The sequence below is a fragment of the Streptomyces radiopugnans genome (assembly GCF_900110735.1).
GTDB lineage: Bacteria > Actinomycetota > Actinomycetes > Streptomycetales > Streptomycetaceae > Streptomyces > Streptomyces radiopugnans.
Window position 1 is genome coordinate 521,226 of record NZ_FOET01000003.1, and the last position, 18,834, is coordinate 540,059.

Genomic DNA, 18,834 nt, shown 5'->3' on the forward strand with positions numbered 1-18,834 from the left:
AAGCCATGACGTTGAACCATGAGTTGACCGCATCGTATTGGCCATGGCTTGACTCTGGCCACCAAGGAGGAGCAGCGTCCGAAATCAGACGAACAGTGGGATCGGGTTCAGATTCTCGTAGGCCGTCGGGCGTGTGAGTCGGCCGAGTGTCACCGGTATGTCGAACAGACGGCCCGGCGCGAAACGCGCCCAGAAGTGACGCAGACCGGGAGCGATCACCCTGACCACCGGAACGCCCACGTCAGGACGTGTCTGGTCGAGCACCAGCAACTCCGTTCCACGGGCTTCGAGGAGGGACCGGGCTGTCTCCACATCGTCGTACAGATCGTGACGAGGGGTGTGCGTGTAGTCGGACGGGAGCAGTGGTGCCGTTGACTGGTCCGGAGCCAAATATGGCTGATTCCTTACGGTCGCACGGGTCCACCACGACAACAGCTCGGGAGGTGCGGCACCGTACCCGGCCCCGTTCTCCCCGACGCGGGCCACCGAGGCGGCCAGCTGCCCCATCTCCGTCAGCGCGCGGCGCAGCGCCAGCCGGGGATCGAAGTGGGCGCCGAACCCCAGGACGATGTCCTGCGCGGGCTTGTCCGTGCGTCGCGACAGCGCCGCCATCACGGGAACACCCAGGTCGGCGGTGAGATCCAGGACCCACAGCTTCCGCTTCATCCGCGCGTAGACGTCCCGCAGCCCGGCGAGCCAGGGCTCGTCGAAGGCGTCCAGGTCCACGGCCGGCTGGCGGGTGCGGTTGTACCACCACAGGGCCACCGCGTCGCGCTCGACCAGCTCCAGGAAGCCCTGGACGACGGCGTCCTCCAGACTGCCGCCCGCCGCGTTCCCGTTGGAGTCGGCGCGGGGCTCGCCCGAGCCGGGGGAGGTGCGGTGGCCGAAATACAGCATGGAGGTGGGCAGCAGCCGGTGGACCCGGTCCGTCAGGGACCACACGGGCGTCCACTCCACCGGGCGGTCGGCGTCGAAGGGCGCGCACACCTGGTGGAAGGGGGAGGCGGTGGCGTTCCAGCGCTCCCGGTCCCGGAACTGCCGCTCGTCGAAGAGCTGGCACGCGTTGGGGTGGATCGCCTGCTCCCCCAGGCCCCGCAGACTGTCGTACACCACGGGCTCGTCGCCCTGGCGGGTGGCGCAGTAGCGCTCCACCGCCTCGCACAGGGCGCCGACCTCGGCCTCCAGCGCGGTGACGCCCTTGCCTCCGCTGAGACTGCGCAGCCCGCCGCGGAGATCGGCGAGCGTGTGGGCGTCCAGCGCCAGGTTGTGGCCCGAGACGTAGGAGTTGAGGCCGTCGGGCAGCCGGGCGTCCCGCCGCACCTCGCGCACGATCCCGGTGACCGGGTCCACCAGGTGCCCGTACCGCTCCAGGACCTGCTCGGGAGTGAGGGCGCGGTCGTTGCTCCCGCTCCGCGCCGCCTTCGGACGGGCCGCCAGGGCGACCGGCCGCCGTACCAGGCCGGAGACCAGCGACGGGTCGCCGCACTCCGGGCACTGGGGGCGCCGGTGCGCCGCGTGCTGGCCGGTGCGCAGGGTGAGGGTGTCCAGTACGCGGACGGCGCCCTGGCCCTCGTTGCGCACCCCCGCCAGCCACTTCGCCGCCTCCAGCACCGCCATCCTCAGTCCCATCCCGCGCCCGGCCGCCAGGGAGGCGGACGGGCGCGGCAGGGGCGCGTCGCTGCCGATGGCGCGCTGGAGCGGCACCTCCGAGCGTCGGTGGATGCGGATCCGGTGCGCCAGGCAGGACCAGCAGGGCCCAGAGCCCGGCCGGAACACCGGTCCCACCCAGGGTTCGGGGCCGTACGGGCCGGCCAGCAGCCAGGGCATCCCCCGCTCGCGGTGCCAGGCGTCCACGGAACGCAGCCCGGGGGCCAGGTAGTCGTCGCAGAGCACCAGCGAGAAAACGTTACTGCCGGACCCGCTGCCGCTGCCGTTGCCGCTGTCGCCGTCCGGTTCCCCCTCCGGTGCGGGAAGCGGACCCAGCACCCTCAGACCGGACTCCTCGCAGGCCGCGCGGGCCTGGTCGCCGTCCACACCGCCGACGGTGACCAGCCGTACGGTGGTGTGGGCCAGCGCCGCGTCCGCGGCGCCGCCGTCCAGGCCGGCCAGCTCCCAGTAGGCCGCCGCCGAGACGTCGGTCCCCTCCCCCGGAGCGGACCGGTAGCCGACGAGATTGGCCCGCGCCAGTTCCCCGATGATCCGGCCGGCCTCCGCCGGAGGGACCAGGGCGCCGGCCTCGCGCAGCACCCCGGCCACCGTGCGGGTGCCGTCCAGCAGCGGGGCGAGCACCTCGGCCCGGCTGCCGTACAGCGCCCTGACCCCGCGCGGCGAGAGCAGGTAGACCGCCTCGCCGGGCACCACCTCGGCCCGCAGATGGCGACGGAAGCCCACGAAGGGGCCGCCGTCGGCAGCCTCTTCGCGTTGTCTCACGCCCCCACCGTTCCCGGAACCTCCAGGTGGAAGGCGTCCGCGCGGGTGCAGCCGAAGCAGGCCAGCTGCTCGGCGTCACGGGCGTCGAGCTGCTCCAGGTCCTCGATGAGCAGCGGATCGCCGGCGTAGACCGGCTCGGAGGCGCACAGGCCGAGCTCCGCGAGGATCGCCACGGAGTCCGGCACGCCGCCGTAGGGCGTCTCGGCGGCGGGCAGGCCGAACTCGGCCAGCACCGCGACCGGGTCGGCGGTGTAGCGGGCCTCCAGGCCGGGCTCCAGCCCGGTGCGGACGGCCAGCTCGGCGAAGCGCCGATCCTCCGTGCCGGTGTGCTCCGTCGAGGCGGTGGTGGGCGTGTTGGTTCGCATCTGAAGACCCCCATATGAGTCGGACGGCCGAGCGTTCGAATCAATCGTGATGATTGTGTGATCCATGCCACCGGGGAGCCCAGTGCGGCGTTCACCACCGACCCATGAGATTTTCACGACCGCGCTCATGAGCGCCTCACTGTGCGCCGCTCCCGCACCGTGCGAGCCTCACTCAATGCTCCGAGAGGAACCGTCAGGCGGATTGCCGGCGGGTAAGGCTCGACAAGGGGAGAGCACACCATGGAGATCAAGGTTCTGGGTCCGCTCGCGGCGGTGGAGCGGGGAGTGTCTGTGGTTCCGAGCGCCGCCAAACCGAGGCAGATCCTCGCACTGCTCGCCCTCCAGGCCGACCACGTGGTGACCGTGCCGACCCTGATGGAGGAGATCTGGGGCGAGAACGTCCCGCGCAGCGCCGCCACCACCCTGCAGACCTACATCCTCCAGCTGCGCCGCAGGATCGCGGTGGCGCTGGAGGACGACCCGGCGCGGGAGGCCAAGGACGTGCTGATCACCCAGCACGGCGGCTATCTGCTCCAGGTGCAGCCCGGCCAGGTGGACGTCCAGGAGTTCGAGCAGCTCGCCGCGTCCGGCCGGGCCGCCTACGACGCCGGCGACGACCGCACGGCTTCCGAGCTGCTGGGCCGCGCGCTGAAGATGTGGCACGGCCCCGCACTGGTGGACGTGAGGGTCGGAAGCGTCCTGGAGCTGGAGGTCCTGCGCATGGAGGAGGACCGGATGGCGGCCCTGGAGCGCCGCGTCGACGCCGACCTGCGGCTCGGCCGGCACACCGAACTCGTTCCCGAACTGCGGGTGCTGTCTGCCCGTCACCCCATGCACGAGAACTTCTGCGCCCAGCTGATGGTGGCCCTGCACCGCTCGGGCAACTCCTGGCGGGCCCTGGAGTCCTACCAGAGGCTGCGCAGCACACTCATCGACGAGCTGGGCATGGAGCCCTCGCCGAAGCTCCAGCGGCTGCACCACGCGGTGCTCTCCGGCGACCCGCAGCTCGACGCCACGGCGCACGCGGCGCGCTGACCGGCGCGGCCGGAGCGGAAGCGGCCCGGCTGCTCCAGCCGACCTCTAGGCGGCGTTCCTACGTTCGGCCGATGACGATCCTCGACGACATCACGACGAGCGCACCGGCATCGCGGACCGCCCCGGACCAGGTGGTGGAACCCGGGCCCGACCTGCGCCGGGCCACGGCCGAACTGCTCCGGCTCAAGGAGGAGGTGGGCCGGGGCCCCGATCCGGAGGCCACCCGCCGGCAGCACGCCAAGGGCAAGCTCACCGTCCGCGAGCGGCTGGAGGTCCTCTTCGACGAGGGCACCTTCACCGAGATCGAGCCGCTGCGCCGCCACCGCGCCACCGGCTTCGGCCTGGAGGACCGCAAGCCGCACGGCGACGGTGTCATCACCGGCTGGGGCACCGTCCACGGCCGCACCGTCTTCGCCTACGCCCACGACTTCCGCGTCTTCGCCGGCGCCCTGGGCGAGGCCCACGCCGCCAAGGTCCACAAGGTGATGGACCTGGCGCGGGCCGCGGGCGCGCCGCTGGTCTCCCTCAACGACGGGGCCGGCGCCCGCATCCAGGAGGGCGTGACCGCGCTGGCCGGCTACGGCGGCATCTTCCGCCGCAACACCGCCGCCTCCGGGGTGATCCCGCAGATCTCGGTGATGCTGGGCCCGTGCGCGGGCGGGGCGGCCTACTCCCCGGCGCTGACCGACTTCGTGTTCATGGTCCGCGGGACCTCGCAGATGTTCATCACCGGACCCGACGTGGTCAAGGCGGTGACGGGCGAGGAGATCACCCACAACGGGCTGGGCGGCGCCGACGCGCACGCCGCGACCTCCGGGGTCGCCGGCTTCGCCCACGACGACGAGACCGAGTGCCTGGAGGACGTCCGCTACCTGCTGTCCCTGCTGCCGCAGAACAACCGCGAGCTGCCGCCCGTCGTCCGCGGCGGCGACCCGGCCGACCGGCGCTGCGAGGCGCTGGCCGACCTCGTCCCCGCCGACGGCAACCGGGCCTACGACGTGCGCGCGGTGATCGAGGAGATCGTCGACGACGGCGAGTACTTCGAGGTGCACGAGGCCTGGGCGCGCAACGTGGTGTGCGCACTGGCGCGCATCGACGGCCAGGTGGTGGGCGTGGTGGCCAACCAGCCCCAGCAGCTGGCCGGGGTGCTGGACATCCACGCCTCCGAGAAGGCCGCCCGCTTCGTCTCCACCTGCGACGCCTTCAACATCCCGCTGGTGACCCTGATCGACGTGCCCGGCTTCCTGCCGGGCGTGGACCAGGAGCACGGCGGGATCATCCGGCACGGGGCGAAGCTGCTGTACGCGTACTGCAACGCCACCGTGCCGCGCGTCTCCGTCGTGCTGCGCAAGGCCTACGGCGGCGCGTACATCGTGATGGACTCCCAGTCCATCGGCGCGGACCTGACCTACGCCTGGCCGACCAACGAGATCGCGGTGATGGGCGCCGAGGGCGCGGCGAACGTCGTCTTCCGGCGGCAGATCGCCGCCGCCGACGACCCCGAGGCCACCCGGGCGGAGCTGGTCGAGGAGTACCGGTCCGAGCTGATGCACCCCTACTACGCGGCCGAGCGCGGCCTGGTCGACGACGTCATCGACCCCGCCGACACCCGGCGGGTCCTGGCCCGTTCCCTGGCCATGCTCCGCCGCAAACAGGCCGACCTGCCCGAGCGCAAGCACGGCAACGTCCCGCTGTAGTGCCCAAAGACCCCCGGAAGCGGTGGCCGCCGGCCCGTCCAGAGGGGCGCGAGTCACCGTCTAGGGACGGCTTCAACCATGGGGTCACCGGAAGCGGCGGCGCGTCACGAGCGGGCGGTCGCCCGGCCCGGCACCGGGGCGGCAAGGGACCGAACCCCGAACCGCCCCGGCCGCCGAAACCCTCAGCAAACGCCACGAGAGCGTCACGGACGAAGGGAACGGCAGTGGCCCGCACAGTTCCAACCGCCGGATGCCGAAAGCGGCATCCGGTCCCGTCGAAGGGGAGGTAAGCGGTGGTACGCAGAGTCGTGATCACAGGTCTGGGCGTCGTCGCCCCCGGCGGGGTCGGCGTCAAGGAGTACTGGGAGCTGCTCACCGCGGGACGCACCGCGACCCGCGCGATCTCCTTCTACGACGCCTCCCCCTTCCGCTCGCGGGTCGCCGCCGAGTGCGACTTCGACCCCGCGGCCGCGGGCCTGAGCCCGCAGGAGATCCGCAGGCTCGACCGGGCCGCCCAGTTCGCCGTGGTCTCCACCCGCGAGGCGCTGGCCGACAGCGGCCTGGACGTCTCCGCCCTGGACCCGTCCCGGATCGGCACCTCGCTCGGCAGCGCGGTGGGCTGCACCACCAGCCTGGAGCGCGAGTACGTGGTGGTCAGCGACGGCGGCCGCAAGTGGAACGTCGACCACGAGTACGCGGTGCCTGAGCTGTACCGCCACTTCGTGCCCAGCTCCATGGCCGCCGAGGTGGGGCAGGAGGCCGGCGCCGAGGGCCCGGCGGCGGTGGTCTCCACCGGCTGCACCTCCGGCCTGGACTCGCTCGGCCACGCGGTCGAGCTGATCCGCGAGGGCACCTGCGACGTGATGATCGCCGGCGCGACGGAGGCGCCGATCTCGCCCATCACCTCGGCCTGCTTCGACGCCATCCACGCCACCACGCCCCGCAACGACACGCCCGAGAGCGCCTGCCGCCCCTTCGACCGGACCCGCAGCGGCCTGGTCCTGGGCGAGGGCGCGGCGATCCTGGTCCTGGAGGAGCTGGAGAGCGCCCGCAGGCGCGGGGCCCACATCTACGCGGAGATCGCGGGCTTCGCCGCCCGCTGCAACGCGTACCACATGACCGGCCTCAAGCCCGACGGCCGCGAGATGGCCGAGGCCATCGACGCGGCCATGGACGAGGCCCGCCTCGACCCGACGGCGATCGACTACATCAACGCCCACGGCTCCGGCACCAAGATGAACGACCGCCACGAGACCGGCGCCTTCAAGCGCAGCCTGGGCGACCACGCGTACGCCACCCCCATCAGCTCCATCAAGTCGATGATCGGCCACTCGCTGGGCGCCATCGGCTCCCTGGAGATCGCGGCCTGCGCGCTGGCGATGGAGCACGGCGTCCTGCCGCCCACCGCCAACCTGCACGAGCCGGACCCCGAACTCGACCTCGACTACATCCCGCTGACCGCCCGGGAGAGGAAGACCGACACGGTGCTCAGCGTCGGCAGCGGCTTCGGCGGCTTCCAGAGCGCCATGCTGCTCGCCCGGCCGGAGAGGAGTGCCCGATGACCGCATCACCGACGGCGCCCGCGGTACGGCCCGCGGCGGCGACCGCGCCGGCCGTACGGACCACCGCGGTCGTGACCGGCCTGGGCATCGCCGCCCCCAACGGCCTGGGCACCGAGGACTACTGGAAGGCCACCCTGGCCGGCGAGAGCGGCCTGGGGCGCGTCACCCGCTTCGACCCGTCCCAGTACCCCTCCACCGTCGGCGGGGAGGTGCCCGGCTACGTCGCCGAGGAGCACATCCCCAGCCGGCTGATGCCGCAGACCGACCACATGACCCGCCTGGCGCTCACCGCGGCCGACTGGGCCGTGGCCGACGCCGGGATCGTCCCCGGCGACCTGCCCGAATACGGCATGGGCGTGGTCACCGCCGCCTCCGGCGGGGCGGTGGAGTTCGGCCAGCGCGAGCTGCAGAACCTGTGGAGCCAGGGCAAGGAGTACGTCAGCGCCTACCAGTCCTTCGCCTGGTTCTACGCCGTCAACACCGGCCAGATCTCCATCCGCCACAAGATGCGCGGCCCCAGCGGGGTGCTGCTGACCGAGCAGGCCGGCGGCATCGACTCCATCGGCCACGCCCGCCGCCACGTCCGCAAGGGCGTGCCCGTGGTCGTCACCGGCGGCGTCGACGCGGCCCTGTGCCCCTGGGGCTGGGTCCCGCAGATCGCCTCCGGTCTGATGAGCACCGAGTCCGACCCCTCCCGCGCCTATCTGCCCTTCTCGGCGGAGGCGAGCGGATACGTGCCGGGCGAGGGCGGTGCGATCCTCATCGTGGAGGACGCCGAGTCCGCCCGGGAGCGCGGCGCCGAACGCGTCTACGGCACCGTCGCCGGCTACGCGGCCACCCTCGACCCCGCGCCCGGCAGCGGACGGCCGTCCGCGCTGCGCCGGGCCGCCGAGAACGCCCTGGCCGACGCCGGACTGGCCCCCTCGGACGTCGACGTCGTCTTCGCCGACGCGGCGGGCACCCCCGAACTGGACCGGGCCGAGGCCGGGGTGCTGGAGGAGCTCTTCGGCGCCCGCGGCGTACCGGTCACCGCGCCCAAGAGCATGACCGGGCGGCTGCTCGCCGGAGGCGCCGCGCTGGACGCGGCCACCGCGCTGCTGGCACTGCGCGACGGCGTCATCCCGCCGACCGCGGGTGTCGCCGAGGCCGACCCCGGCCACCGGATCGACCTGGTCACCGCCGCCCGCGAGGCCGACCTGCGCACCGCGCTGGTGCTGGCCCGCGGCCACGGCGGCTTCAACGCGGCGCTCGTCCTGCGCCGCGCCGACTGAGCCGTACCCACCGAGGCCGTACCGACCGGCCCCCCGACCCCGCCGACCCCCCACACACGCACCGCCGCATCCACGCACACCACAGAGAGGAACCAACATGTCCACGACCACCACGAAGACCGAGGTGACCCTGGCCGACCTGACCCGGATGCTGCGCGAGAGCGCCGGCGAGGAGGAGGGCGTGGACCTGGACGGCGATGTCCTGGACACCCCGTTCATCGACCTCGGCTACGACTCCCTCGCCCTGCTCCAGGTCATCGGCCAGATCCAGCGCGAGTACGGGATCGCGATACCGGACGACGCGGTCGTCGACGCCGAGACCCCGCACGCCCTGCTTGACCTCATCAACTCCGGCCAGGCCTCCCCCGCCTGAGCCGGCCCCGGGCCGCCCTGCCGAACGCTCTCCGGCAGGGCGGCCGCCCCGGCTCTCCGCACCCCGCCCTCCCGCACCCCCCTCTCCCGCCCCGTCCCTGACACCCGCCGTCCGCCGCCAGCCGTCCGCCTCCCGCTTTCCGAAGCCATCCGCCGCCGGGGATCCGGCCGCCGACAGGAGGGCCCATGCCGCTCACCGAACACACCGCCGTGGTCCGCAGACTCGTGGTCAGCACCAAGGGCGCGCCGGCCGGGGAGGCCGGCCGCGGCGAACCGGTCACGGCCACCGCCGCCGCCGTCTCCGCGGTGCTGCGCGCCTTCGGCCGCTCGCCGGAGGACCTGCCCGCGCGTACGGCCGTCTTCGTCGGTGCCGCCCGCACCGCCGCGGGCCTCGGCGCGGAGCACGAGGGCTTCCCCGTGCACACCGCCTCCTCGCCCGGCCGCGCGCTGCGCCGGGCGCACCGCGAACTCCTCGCCAAGAACGTCGACCTCGCGCTCGTAGCCGGATTCGGCGAGCCCCGGTCGGAGGCGGTCACCGTCCACGCCGTGCGGCGCGCGGCCGAGGCCGTCGCGGACGGCGACCGCGTGCTGGGCGTACTGGACATACCGGACCTCCCCGGCGCTCCCGACGCCTCCGGCGCCACCGAAGCCCTCGACACCTTCGACACCTTCGCCGATGAACCCGTGGTCCGCCCCCTGCGGCACGGCGGCCGGAGCACCGACCCCGGCGGCGTACGGCTGCTGCTGTGGTCCGGTCGGGACGAGGCCGACGAGGCCCGGGTGCGCGGTGAGCTGCGCCCCATGGTCGACCGGCTCTTCCCCGAGGCCTTCCCCGTCCTGCCCACCGCGGTGCCCTGCGGGCAGGAGCCCGGCCCGGTGCGCGCCGCGGCGGTCACCACCGCCGACCGGGCCGCCCGGGCCGTGCTCGGGGCGAAGGCCGTCGCCACCGGCCGGCCGCGCCCGGTCGCCCTCCTCTTCCCCGGACAGGGCTCCCAGCACACCGCGATGGCGGCCGGGCTGTACGGCCGGGAGCCGGTGTTCACCGCCGCCATGGACGCCGTGCTCGACCTGTTCGGCGAGGACGGCGAGGACGTCCGGGCCGACTGGCTCGCCGACGGGACCACCCGCACGCCCGGGATCGACATCGACGACGTGCGCCGCGCCCAGCCGCTGCTGTTCGCCGTGGACTACGCGCTCGGCCGCACCGTCCTCGCCTGGGGCGTGCGCCCCACCGCCTTCCTCGGCCACAGCGCCGGCGAACTGGTCGCCGCGGTCTTCACGGGCGTGGTGTCGCTGCCGGACGCCGTCGGCATGATGCGCGAGCGGGTGCGGTACGCGGTGGAGATCCCGCCCGGCGGGATGCTCGCGGTCGCCGCCTCCGAGGAGGAACTGCGCCCGTACCTGCGCGGCGACGTCGCCATCGCCGCGGTCAACGCGGGCCGGCAGACCATGCTGGCCGGCTCCTGCGCGCCGCTGGACGAGGTGGCGGCGCGGCTGCGCGCCGACGGCCACACCGTCGTCGCCGTCCCCGCCACCAGCCCGTTCCACTGCCCGGCGATGGCGCCGGCGTCCGAGGCCGTCGAGCGCGCCTACCGGGGCGTACGGCTGCGCCCGCCCGCGCTCCCCCTCTACTCCGGCTACACCGGGGGCCCGCTCGGCCCCGACGACGCCCTGCGGCCGGACTTCTGGGCCCGCCAGCTCACCGACACCGTGTACTTCAGGCCCGCGCTGGACGAACTGCTCGCGGCCGACGACATGCTGCTGGTCGAGGCGGGCCCCCGGCAGACCCTCACCGCGTTCGCCCGCCGCCACCAGGCGGTGCGGCTGAAGGCCAGCGCGGTGGTGCCGATGCTGCCGGCCCGCCCCGGCGGTCCGGAGGAGGACCGGCGGTCGGTGCTCACCGCCGCGGCCCGGCTGTGGGAGGAGGGGCACTCCCTGGACCTGGACGCGGTGAGCCGCCTGTGGAACTGGAGCGCCGACGCCCCGCCCGCACCGGAGGGTCCCGGTCCGGAGGCTTCCGCGGCGGACGGCCGCTTCGAGGGGCGCCGGCCCCTGACGGCCGTATGAGCACCCGTACGGCTCCGGCGAGCATCTGGTGGGGCGTGTACCGGTCGCTGGCCGCGGCGGGGAACGCCTGGACGCCCCCGCCCCACCTCGCACTCCCGGCGCCCGGCCACCACGACTGGCTCCTCCCCGACGTCCCCGACGTCCCCGACGTCCCCGGCGTTCACGGCGTCCCCCGGCCGGTGGAGCACCCGCGGACGTAACCCGAACGGCTCCCGACCGCAGGACACCGGGAGCGTGCGCCTCCAGCCTGGCTGTGTAGAGGTGGGCCCGGACGGGCCGGGGTGTTCGGCCGATCGCGCGGCCGGCGCTGTCGCTCGCTGGAGGTGCCGGATGCCGCAGGTGCGGGTGTACGTGTCCATACCGCTGCCGGTGGAGGAGGTGTTCTGGCGCCTGGCCGACGGGTGCGGGCTGGCGGCCTGGCACTCGGGCGTGGTCTCGGCGCGTCCGGTGGATACGCGGGAGGGGGAGTACCGGTACCGGTTCCCGGGGCGGCGGCGGGAGTGCGTGCTGCGCCGGGTGGTGTGCGAGCCGCCGGCGCGGGTGTCGTTCGAGGGGCAGCGGATGTGGACGCCCCTGGGATGGCAGGAGCCGCGGTTCGACTTCCGGCTGTGGCCGTGGGAGGGGGGCGGATGCCGGGTGGAGGTGGGGGTGAGGTGTGCGCTGGGGGGCGCGATGGTGCTGCTGTGGCCGGTGGTGGCGTGCGGCTGGCGGCGTGATCTGCCGGCCGACGCGCAGGCGCTGTACGAGCGGCTGACGGGTGCGGGGGAGCGGGAGGCGGAGGCGGCCGTGACCGAGGTGGGCTCCGCGGCCGGCGGCGGCCCGGCCGGCGGCGACTCCGGGCGGGACCCCGCCGAGGTGGCCTGGGACCGGGGCGCCGGTCCGCTGCCGTCCGCATCCCCCCGGCCGCCCCGCTCCGCGCGCCGCTTCCGCTTCCCGGCCCCGAACGGCTGACCGCCCCGACCGCCCGACCGCTCCGGGCGGCCGGGCGGTACGGATAGGGTGCGGCCGGGAGCACCGAGACGGCCCGGGGGGATGGATGCCGTTCACACTCAGCCACGTCGCCGCCGCTCTGCCGGGGATCCGCGCGGACGGGAGGGGGCGGGGCCCGCTGGTGGCGTCCGCGCTGGTCGCCGGGACGCTCGCCCCGGACACGCTGTACTACGCGGCCAGCGTCGACCCGCGGATCATGCGGCTGGGCGAGTACACCCACTCGGCGCTCGGCACGGTCACCGTGGACGTCCTGCTCGCGGCGGCGCTGCTGGGGGTGTGGCTGCTGCTGCGGGAGCCGCTGCTGGCCCTGCTGCCCGAGGGGGCGCGGGGGCGGGCGTACGTGCTCACCCGCGGCCGTCCCTGGCGCGGCCGGCCGCTCGCCGGCCTCCTGCCGTGGTGCTGGGTGTCCGCGGCGCTCGGGGCCGCGACCCATGTCCTCTGGGACTCGTTCACGCACATGGACCGGTGGGGCGTGCGGTGGATCTCGGTGCTGGACGAGCGGGTGCTGGGCGTACCCCTCTACCACCAGCTCCAGTACGGCGGTTCCGCCGTGGCCCTGGTGGCCGTCGCGGCCTTCCTGGTCCGGGCGTGGCGCCGGCTGCCCCACTCCCCGGCGCCCGCGCTGCCCGTGTTCTCCGTCCTGCCCGCGCGCGGGCGGACGGGCGCGGTGGCGCTGCTGGGCGCGGCGGCGGTGGCGGGTGCCGTCCACCGCTGCGCGAGGCGGGCGGGGGCGGAGCCGGAGGCGGTCCCGTGGGACGGGTACGTGCCCACCGTGCTGTTCGGCGCGGGCGCCGGGGCGGCGCTCGCCCTGCCGCTGTACGCGGTGGCGCTCCGGGCGGTGGCGGCGGCGCGGGACCGCCGTGCGTCCCGTACACCCGGTGCCGGTGCGCCCTGTGCGGAGGAGCCGGCGGACCGGCGGCCCGTCAGCGGCTGAGCGGGTCGCGGTGCAGCAGCCGCACCCGTCCCTCCAGCATCGCGCCCAGACCCTCCACCGCGCAGACGGCCGGCTGCTCGGCGACGTGCACCGGCATCCCGGTGGCCTGCCGCAGCATCGAGTCCAGCCCCGGCAGCATCGCGCTGCCGCCCACCAGCATGATCCCGCGGTCGGCGAGGTCGGCCACCAGATCGGGCTGGCACTGGCGCAGCACGCCGCGGATGGCGTCCACCATCGCCGTCAGCGGGGGCCGGATGGCGGCGCGCACGCTCTCGGTGTCCACGTTCACCGTGCGGAACAGCCCGGTGGACACGTCCCGGCCGTACACCTCGGCCTCGGTCTGCCCGGGCGGAGCGACGGACATCGCCAGGTGCAGGGGGTGGACCGCCTGGTTGGGGAGCATCAGTTCGTGCTGGTTGCGCAGATGCTGGATGACGGCGCGGTCGATGATCTCGCCGCCGACCGGCACCGTCTCGGAGGCGACGATCGACCCCAGCGAGAGCACCGCGACGTGCGAGGTGGCCGCGCCGCACATCACGATCATGGTGGCCTCGGGCTCCTCCACGGGCAGCCCGGAGCCGACGGCCGCGGCGATGAGGCTGTCCACCAGCTCCACCCGCCGCGCGCCCATCCCGGTGAGCGTCTCGATCGCGGCGCGCTGGACGAGCGGCTCGGCGTCGTGCGGGATGCACACGGCGGCGCGCAGCATCGGCTTGCGCCGCCAGGCCCTGCGGATGCGGTCGCCCACCAGGGCGCGCAGCATCCGCCGGGCCATGTCGATGTCCACCACGGTCCCGCCCGACACCGGCCGCACCACCCGGATGTGCTCGGGGGTACGGCCCACCATCCGCTCGGCCGGGGCGCCGACCGCGATCAGGGCTCCGGAGCGGGTGTTGACGGCGACGGCCGACGGCGCGTCCACGATGACGCCGAACCTTTTGAGGTAGACCCGGGTCCTGGCCGCGCCGAGGTCGACGGCTACGGAACAGCGGCTCAGTTGCTCAAGACTGACGGTCACAGCGGCATCTCCCCGGACATGGCTCGATACGGGCCGCCGCCCGGCGGCCCCGCTCCTCATCGTGGGGGCCGGACGGCGGTCCCGCGCGCTGGACTGATCCGGATGGGCGAGGACCGCCGCGGGCGCCGCGGCCGCCGAGTTCCGCGTACCGCCGCGGAGGTGATGGCCGGTCAGGAGACGGAGCCGGGCACGGCGGGCTCCCCGGCGCCCCGCCCGGACGGCTTGCCGTCCGGGCCGCCGGAGGGCCCACCGGAGGGCCCGCCGGGGAACTCGCCGGAGAGCTCTCGGGGCGAGGCGCCGGACCGCGCGCCGGACTGCGTACCGAACTGGGTGTGGTACAGCTCCCGGTAGCGCCCGCCCGCCGCCATCAGCGTCTCGTGGGTGCCGCGCTCGGCGATCCGGCCGTCCTCCACCACCAGGATCAGGTCGGCGGCCCGGACGGTGGAGAGGCGGTGGGCGATCACCACGGAGGTGCGGCCGCGCAGCGCCTCGGCCAGCGCCTCCTGGACGGCCGCCTCGGAGGTGGAGTCCAGGTGCGCGGTCGCCTCGTCGAGGATCACCACCCGCGGCCGGGCCAGCAGCAGCCGGGCGATGGTCAGCCGCTGCCGCTCGCCGCCGGACAGGCGGTAGCCGCGCTCGCCGACGACCGTGTCCAGCCCGTCGGGCAGGGAGGCGACCAGTTCGTCGAGCCGGGCGCGGCGCAGTACGTCCCACAGTTCGTCCTCGCTCGCGCCGGGCCGGGCGAACAGCAGGTTGGAGCGGATCGACTCGTGGAAGAGGTGGCCGTCCTGGCTGACCATGCCGAGCGTGGCGCGCAGTGAACGGAAGGTCAGGTCCCGTACGTCCACGCCGCCCAGCCGCACCGCGCCGCCGTCGGCGTCGTAGAGCCGCGGCACGAGCTGGGCGATGGTGGACTTGCCCGCGCCGGAGGAGCCGACCAGCGCCACCATCCGCCCCGGCTCGGCGCGGAAGGACACCTGGTGCAGCACCTGCTCGCCGCCGCGCGCGTCGAGTACGGCGACCTCCTCCAGGGAGGCCAGGGAGACCTTCTCGGCCGACGGATAGGCGAAGTCCACACGGTCGAACTCCACCGACACCGGGCCGTCGGGCACCTCACGGGCGTCCTCGCGCTCCTCGATCAGCGGCCTGAGGTCCAGTACCTCGAAGACGCGCTGGAAGCTGACGAGCGCGCCCATCACCTCCACCCGTGCGCCGGCCAGCGCGGTCAGCGGGGCGTAGAGCCGGGTGAGCAGCAGGGCCAGGGCCACCACCGCGCCGGGGTCGAGCCGGCCGCGCAGCGCGTACCAGCCGCCGAGCCCGTAGACCAGGGCCAGCGCCAGGGCGGAGACGACGGTCAGCGCGGTGAAGAAGACGTGCTGGACCATGGCGGTGCGCACCCCGATGTCGCGCACCCGCCGGGCCCGCGCCGCGAACTCCTCCGACTCCTCCCGCGGCCGTCCGAACAGCTTGACCAGGGTGGCGCCGGGGGCGGAGAAGCGCTCGGTCATCTGCGTGCCCATGGCCGCGTTGTGGGCCGCGGCCTCGTGCGAGAGGCGGGCCAGCCGGGAGCCCATGCGCCGCGCGGGCAGCACGAACACCGGCAGCAGCACCAGGGCGAGCAGCGTGACCTGCCAGGACAGCCGCACCATGACCACCAGGGTGAGCAGCAGGGTGACGAAGTTGCCGACCACCGAGGACAGGGTGTTGCTGAAGGCCCGCTGGGCGCCGATGACGTCGTTGTTCAGCCGGCTGACCAGCGCGCCGGTGCGGGTGCGGGTGAAGAAGGCGATCGGCATCCGCTGGACGTGGTCGAAGACGGCGGTGCGCAGGTCGAGGATCAGCCCCTCCCCGATGCGCGCGGACAGCCACCTGGCCAGCAACCCGATCGCCGCCTCGGCCACCGCCACGAACGCGATCAGGACGGCGAGCCGGCCCACCGCGCCGGCCGCCGCGCCCTCGACGATCGCGTCGACCACCCGGCCCGCGAGCACGGGGGTGGCCACGGCCAGCGCCGCCGAGACGGTGCTGAGCAGCAGGAAGAGTGCCAGCCGCCGCCGGTGCGGGCGGGCGAAGTCCGCGATGCGGCGCAGGGTGGCGCGGGACAGCGCGGAGGAGGAGCCCTGTCGCCCCTGCGGGGCGTGGCGCGCCTGGTACAGGGCGTTCCACGCGGCGGATTCCATACTCATCGCGGATCCTCACGTCGTCGTTGCGTTGATCAGGACGGTAGGACCTGAAGTCGACTTGAGGTCAAGGGCGGGTGGAGCCGGACGCCGCCGTTCAGCGGGTGGGACAGGGTTCCGCTACGGGCGCCCGCCGGGGGATCATTCGGTGACCACCGATACGAGCGGACTGCGAGCGGCCCGGCGCCGCCGACCGGCGGCGCCCGCTTCCCTCCTCTCCGCCACTGCCAACTGACCACTGGCTCGCAAGGGGGAAACATGAGCGCCATCGACGTACCCGAGGACCGGCTCCGTGAGGACCGGCTCTTCTCCGCCCTCGCCAACCCGACCCGGCGCGAGGTGCTGAGGCTGCTCCGGGTGGAGGGGCCGCAGCCCGTGCAGCGGCTGGCCGACCACTTCGACATGCGGAGGCCGAGCCTCTCGGAGCACCTGAAGGTGCTCCGGGAGGCCGGTCTGGTCAGCGAACGACGCAAGGGGAGGGAGAGGCACTACCGGCTGGAGGCCGGACCGCTCAGCGAGGTGCAGCACTGGCTGAGCCCGTACGAGCGGTTCTGGCGAGGGATGGGGGACCTGGGGGACCTGCGCGGCCTCCTGGAGAGGGGACCCGGCGACCCCGGCGTGTGAACGGCGCGGCCGACACGCGTGCGGGCGGCCGGGCGCGGCACGCGCCGGCCCCGCCGCCCGCACGCGAACCGGCCTTTCGACAGGTTGTCATGACGCCGTGACAGGCTGTCGTGCACGTGCATCTTCACGTGCATCCGCACGTGAACGGCGTTATGATCCGGGCTGGTTGACCGATTCAGCCCCTGACCGCGCCCGACCGCCCCCGACCGCACAGCCGGGAGAGTCCGATGCCCCACGCATACAACGGCATGGCAGCCAGGGACCTCCAGGGGGTCGTCTGGCAGAAGAGCAGACACAGCAACTCGCAGGGAGCGTGCGTGGAGTTCGCCAAGCTCCCCGGAGGGGAGGTGGCCGTGCGGAACTCGCGCTATCCGGACGGCCCCGCGCTGGTCTACACCCCGGCCGAGGTCGAGGCGATGCTGCTCGGCGTCAAGGACGGCGAGTTCGACCACCTCATACAGGACTGACGCCGGCTCCCCGTTCGGGGTTCAGTCTGAACAGTGCCCAGACCACTTTTCCGGGCATGGCGCCGGCCATCGGCTGCCAGCCCCAGTCGTCGCTGAAGGACTCGACGAGGAAGAGGCCGCGTCCGGACTCCGCCGTGTCGTCGAAGAGCACACCGGCGAACTCGTCGCCGAGGTCGCCGAGATCGTCGCCGAAATCGCAGCCGATGCCGCCGAGTTGCCCGTTGAGCCCCCCGCCGGGTCTCTTCGCCACGGGCGCCTTTCCGCTGGGGTCGCGCACGGCGCACACCAGGCGGCCGGACCAGTGCATCAGATGGAGCCGCACGGGCGGATCCAGGGTTTCGCCGGGGACGGCGCCCGGCACGCCGTGGCGCAGGGCGTTGGTCACCAGCTCCGAGACCACCAGGGCCACGGTGTCGAAGCTCCCGGCCAACCGCCAGCGCAGCAGTACGTTCCGGGTGAACTCGCGGGCGGTCTTCACCGCTTCGTAGCGCGGCTGGAGCGCGCAGGAGGCCGAGCCGGAGAGCGCGTCGGGGTCGAGCGACGGGAAGTCATGCCATAACCGGTCGAGCACGGTCGGTCCTTCGGTCCCCATGACGAGACACTCCTGGCATTGCGGCGGTCATGGCCCTGGCGGACCCCGTCAGCGGTGGTGCTCCGTATCGCGTTCCGCTCGTTGCGCTGCATCGGTGGATCGTGTACATGCGCAAGTGCCCTGACCCTGCGTGCACTTGTGCTTTCCCCATGGTTCCCAATGCCCACAGCAGATGCAAGGGCAGATGCACGTGCACGAGCGACTTTCGATTGTGTGTAACCGCCTGGGCACGCAACGAAGGCATTGGTGGCAGACTGCTACTGGTGCAGGGGTGGAGAGCTGAATACAAACAGGAGCATTTCCGGTGAAAAACGGAGTGAACGGGGCCAGCGGGTCGAGTGGGTCCATGGTGCGCCGCATCCTGCTCGGTTCCCAGCTGCGGCGGCTGCGCGAGTCCCGCGGAGTCACCCGCGAGGCGGCCGGATATTCCATCCGGGCCTCCGAATCGAAGATCAGCCGCATGGAGTTGGGGCGTGTGAGCTTCAAGGCGCGGGACGTGGCGGACCTGCTCACGCTCTACGGCATCACCGACGACGCCGAGCGCGAGCCGCTGCTGAGCCTCGCCCGTGAGTCCAGCGTCGCGGGCTGGTGGCACAACTACAGCGACGTGTTGCCGAACTGGTTCCAGACGTACGTGGGGCTGGAGGGCGCGGCCTCGCACATCGGCGTCTACGAGGTGCAGTTCGTCTCCGGGCTGCTCCAGACGGAGGACTACGCGCGGGCGGTCGTCACCAGCGGCCACCGGTCGGGGCTGTCGCGGGAGGAGGTCGACCGCCGCGTCGCACTGCGCCTGGAGCGGCAGAAGCTGCTGCTGTCCGAGCACGCCCCCCGGTTCCGCTGCGTGCTGGACGAGGCCGCGCTGCGCCGCCCCTACGGCGGCCGCGAGGTGATGGACGCCCAGCTGCGGCACCTGGCGGAACTCTCCGAGCTGCCCCACGTCACGCTCCAGGTGATGCCGTTCGACACCGGCGGGCACCCGGCCGAGAGCGGGGCGTTCACGCTGCTGCGCTTCCCCGAGTCGGAGATCTCCGACATCGTCTACCTGGAGCACCTCACCAGCGCCCTCTACGTCGACAAGCCGGAGGAGGTCGCCCAGTACGAGGACGTCCTCGACCGCCTCCTGCGGGACAGCCTCGCCCCGGAGGACACCCGCGCGCTCCTCCACGAGGTCCGCAAGGAGATCTGACCGGCCGTCCGGCGGACGGCGTCCCGGCCGGGGTGCACGGGACG

17 protein-coding genes are annotated in these 18,834 nt (G+C 73.8%); 12 read left to right on the plus strand and 5 right to left on the minus strand.

Going from position 1 to position 18,834, the window contains the following annotated elements:
- Nucleotides 1–84: 84 nt before the first annotated feature.
- Nucleotides 85–2,430, minus strand: a complete 2,346-nt coding sequence (locus BMY40_RS09845; protein ID WP_143071753.1) for a TOMM precursor leader peptide-binding protein — start codon at nt 2,428–2,430, stop codon at nt 85–87.
- The gene (locus BMY40_RS09850; protein WP_093657612.1) at nt 2,427–2,795 is read right to left on the minus strand and encodes a hypothetical protein; all 369 of its coding nucleotides are present in this window, start codon (nt 2,793–2,795) and stop codon (nt 2,427–2,429) included. The genes BMY40_RS09845 and BMY40_RS09850 overlap by 4 nt, the downstream gene beginning before the upstream one ends.
- A 240-nt stretch (nt 2,796–3,035) precedes the next feature.
- Here BMY40_RS09850 and BMY40_RS09855 point away from each other — a divergent pair, with 240 nt between their 5' ends.
- From BMY40_RS09855 to BMY40_RS09890, 9 genes are all read left to right on the plus strand, one after another.
- Nucleotides 3,036–3,830, plus strand: coding sequence for an AfsR/SARP family transcriptional regulator (locus BMY40_RS09855; protein ID WP_093657614.1), 795 nt, complete (start codon nt 3,036–3,038; stop codon nt 3,828–3,830).
- A 71-nt stretch (nt 3,831–3,901) separates the two neighbouring features.
- Nucleotides 3,902–5,527, plus strand: coding sequence for an acyl-CoA carboxylase subunit beta (locus BMY40_RS09860; RefSeq protein ID WP_093657616.1), 1,626 nt, complete (start codon nt 3,902–3,904; stop codon nt 5,525–5,527).
- Between the two features lie 293 nt (nt 5,528–5,820).
- The gene (locus BMY40_RS09865) at nt 5,821–7,089 is read left to right on the plus strand and encodes a beta-ketoacyl-[acyl-carrier-protein] synthase family protein (RefSeq protein WP_093657618.1); all 1,269 of its coding nucleotides are present in this window, start codon (nt 5,821–5,823) and stop codon (nt 7,087–7,089) included.
- Nucleotides 7,086–8,360, plus strand: coding sequence for a ketosynthase chain-length factor (locus BMY40_RS09870; protein WP_093657620.1), 1,275 nt, complete (start codon nt 7,086–7,088; stop codon nt 8,358–8,360). The genes BMY40_RS09865 and BMY40_RS09870 overlap by 4 nt, the downstream gene beginning before the upstream one ends.
- Before the next feature lie 97 nt (nt 8,361–8,457).
- The gene (locus tag BMY40_RS09875) at nt 8,458–8,733 is read left to right on the plus strand and encodes an acyl carrier protein (RefSeq protein WP_093657622.1); all 276 of its coding nucleotides are present in this window, start codon (nt 8,458–8,460) and stop codon (nt 8,731–8,733) included.
- Nucleotides 8,734–8,918: 185 nt separating this feature from the next.
- Nucleotides 8,919–10,799 carry an acyltransferase domain-containing protein gene (locus tag BMY40_RS09880; RefSeq protein WP_245769986.1) on the plus strand — a complete coding sequence of 627 codons (1,881 nt, stop codon included), beginning with the start codon at nt 8,919–8,921 and terminating at the stop codon, nt 10,797–10,799.
- Nucleotides 10,796–10,999: a hypothetical protein gene (locus tag BMY40_RS27995; RefSeq protein ID WP_177213936.1), complete on the plus strand. Its 204-nt coding sequence runs from the start codon at nt 10,796–10,798 to the stop codon at nt 10,997–10,999. The genes BMY40_RS09880 and BMY40_RS27995 overlap by 4 nt, the downstream gene beginning before the upstream one ends.
- Before the next feature lie 130 nt (nt 11,000–11,129).
- Complete coding sequence (locus BMY40_RS09885) at nt 11,130–11,750, plus strand: SRPBCC family protein (RefSeq protein ID WP_093657624.1); 621 nt, start codon at nt 11,130–11,132, stop codon at nt 11,748–11,750.
- 85 nt (nt 11,751–11,835) lie between these two features.
- Nucleotides 11,836–12,723, plus strand: a complete 888-nt coding sequence (locus BMY40_RS09890; RefSeq protein ID WP_093657626.1) for a DUF4184 family protein — start codon at nt 11,836–11,838, stop codon at nt 12,721–12,723.
- Here the strand turns inward: BMY40_RS09890 and mreB are convergent.
- The gene (gene mreB, locus BMY40_RS09895) at nt 12,713–13,741 is read right to left on the minus strand and encodes a rod shape-determining protein (protein WP_093657628.1); all 1,029 of its coding nucleotides are present in this window, start codon (nt 13,739–13,741) and stop codon (nt 12,713–12,715) included. The genes BMY40_RS09890 and mreB overlap by 11 nt on opposite strands.
- Nucleotides 13,742–13,911: 170 nt before the next feature.
- A complete protein-coding gene (locus tag BMY40_RS09900) occupies nt 13,912–15,927 on the minus strand; it encodes an ABC transporter ATP-binding protein (RefSeq protein WP_093657630.1) in 2,016 nt (671 codons plus the stop codon).
- 252 nt (nt 15,928–16,179) lie between these two features.
- Here BMY40_RS09900 and BMY40_RS09905 point away from each other — a divergent pair, with 252 nt between their 5' ends.
- Nucleotides 16,180–16,545 carry an ArsR/SmtB family transcription factor gene (locus BMY40_RS09905; protein ID WP_093657632.1) on the plus strand — a complete coding sequence of 122 codons (366 nt, stop codon included), beginning with the start codon at nt 16,180–16,182 and terminating at the stop codon, nt 16,543–16,545.
- Between the two features lie 227 nt (nt 16,546–16,772).
- The gene (locus BMY40_RS09910; RefSeq protein WP_093657634.1) at nt 16,773–17,012 is read left to right on the plus strand and encodes a DUF397 domain-containing protein; all 240 of its coding nucleotides are present in this window, start codon (nt 16,773–16,775) and stop codon (nt 17,010–17,012) included.
- Here the strand turns inward: BMY40_RS09910 and BMY40_RS09915 are convergent.
- On the minus strand, nt 16,999–17,604 hold the full coding sequence (locus BMY40_RS09915; RefSeq protein WP_093657636.1) for an ATP-binding protein: 606 nt from the start codon (nt 17,602–17,604) through the stop codon (nt 16,999–17,001). The genes BMY40_RS09910 and BMY40_RS09915 overlap by 14 nt on opposite strands.
- A gap of 346 nt (nt 17,605–17,950) precedes the next feature.
- Here BMY40_RS09915 and BMY40_RS09920 point away from each other — a divergent pair, with 346 nt between their 5' ends.
- Entirely contained in the window at nt 17,951–18,790 is an 840-nt protein-coding gene (locus BMY40_RS09920; RefSeq protein ID WP_093657638.1) for a helix-turn-helix domain-containing protein, read from the plus strand.
- The last annotated feature ends 44 nt before the right edge of the window (nt 18,791–18,834 follow it).

Excerpts from the sequence above, each read along its gene's own strand:
- BMY40_RS09880 (WP_245769986.1), top strand. The coding sequence starts at position 8,919 with ATGCCGCTCACCGAACACACCGCCGTGGTCCGCAGACTCGTGGTCAGC.
- BMY40_RS09900 (WP_093657630.1), bottom strand. The coding sequence starts at position 15,927 with ATGAGTATGGAATCCGCCGCGTGGAACGCCCTGTACCAGGCGCGCCAC.
- BMY40_RS09855 (WP_093657614.1), top strand. The coding sequence starts at position 3,036 with ATGGAGATCAAGGTTCTGGGTCCGCTCGCGGCGGTGGAGCGGGGAGTG.
- BMY40_RS09850 (WP_093657612.1), bottom strand. The coding sequence starts at position 2,795 with ATGCGAACCAACACGCCCACCACCGCCTCGACGGAGCACACCGGCACG.
- BMY40_RS27995 (WP_177213936.1), top strand. The coding sequence starts at position 10,796 with ATGAGCACCCGTACGGCTCCGGCGAGCATCTGGTGGGGCGTGTACCGG.
- BMY40_RS09870 (WP_093657620.1), top strand. The coding sequence starts at position 7,086 with ATGACCGCATCACCGACGGCGCCCGCGGTACGGCCCGCGGCGGCGACC.
- BMY40_RS09860 (WP_093657616.1), top strand. The coding sequence starts at position 3,902 with ATGACGATCCTCGACGACATCACGACGAGCGCACCGGCATCGCGGACC.
- BMY40_RS09915 (WP_093657636.1), bottom strand. The coding sequence starts at position 17,604 with ATGGGGACCGAAGGACCGACCGTGCTCGACCGGTTATGGCATGACTTC.
- BMY40_RS09875 (WP_093657622.1), top strand. The coding sequence starts at position 8,458 with ATGTCCACGACCACCACGAAGACCGAGGTGACCCTGGCCGACCTGACC.
- BMY40_RS09920 (WP_093657638.1), top strand. The coding sequence starts at position 17,951 with ATGGTGCGCCGCATCCTGCTCGGTTCCCAGCTGCGGCGGCTGCGCGAG.
- BMY40_RS09885 (WP_093657624.1), top strand. The coding sequence starts at position 11,130 with ATGCCGCAGGTGCGGGTGTACGTGTCCATACCGCTGCCGGTGGAGGAG.
- BMY40_RS09905 (WP_093657632.1), top strand. The coding sequence starts at position 16,180 with ATGAGCGCCATCGACGTACCCGAGGACCGGCTCCGTGAGGACCGGCTC.
- BMY40_RS09890 (WP_093657626.1), top strand. The coding sequence starts at position 11,836 with ATGCCGTTCACACTCAGCCACGTCGCCGCCGCTCTGCCGGGGATCCGC.
- BMY40_RS09910 (WP_093657634.1), top strand. The coding sequence starts at position 16,773 with ATGCCCCACGCATACAACGGCATGGCAGCCAGGGACCTCCAGGGGGTC.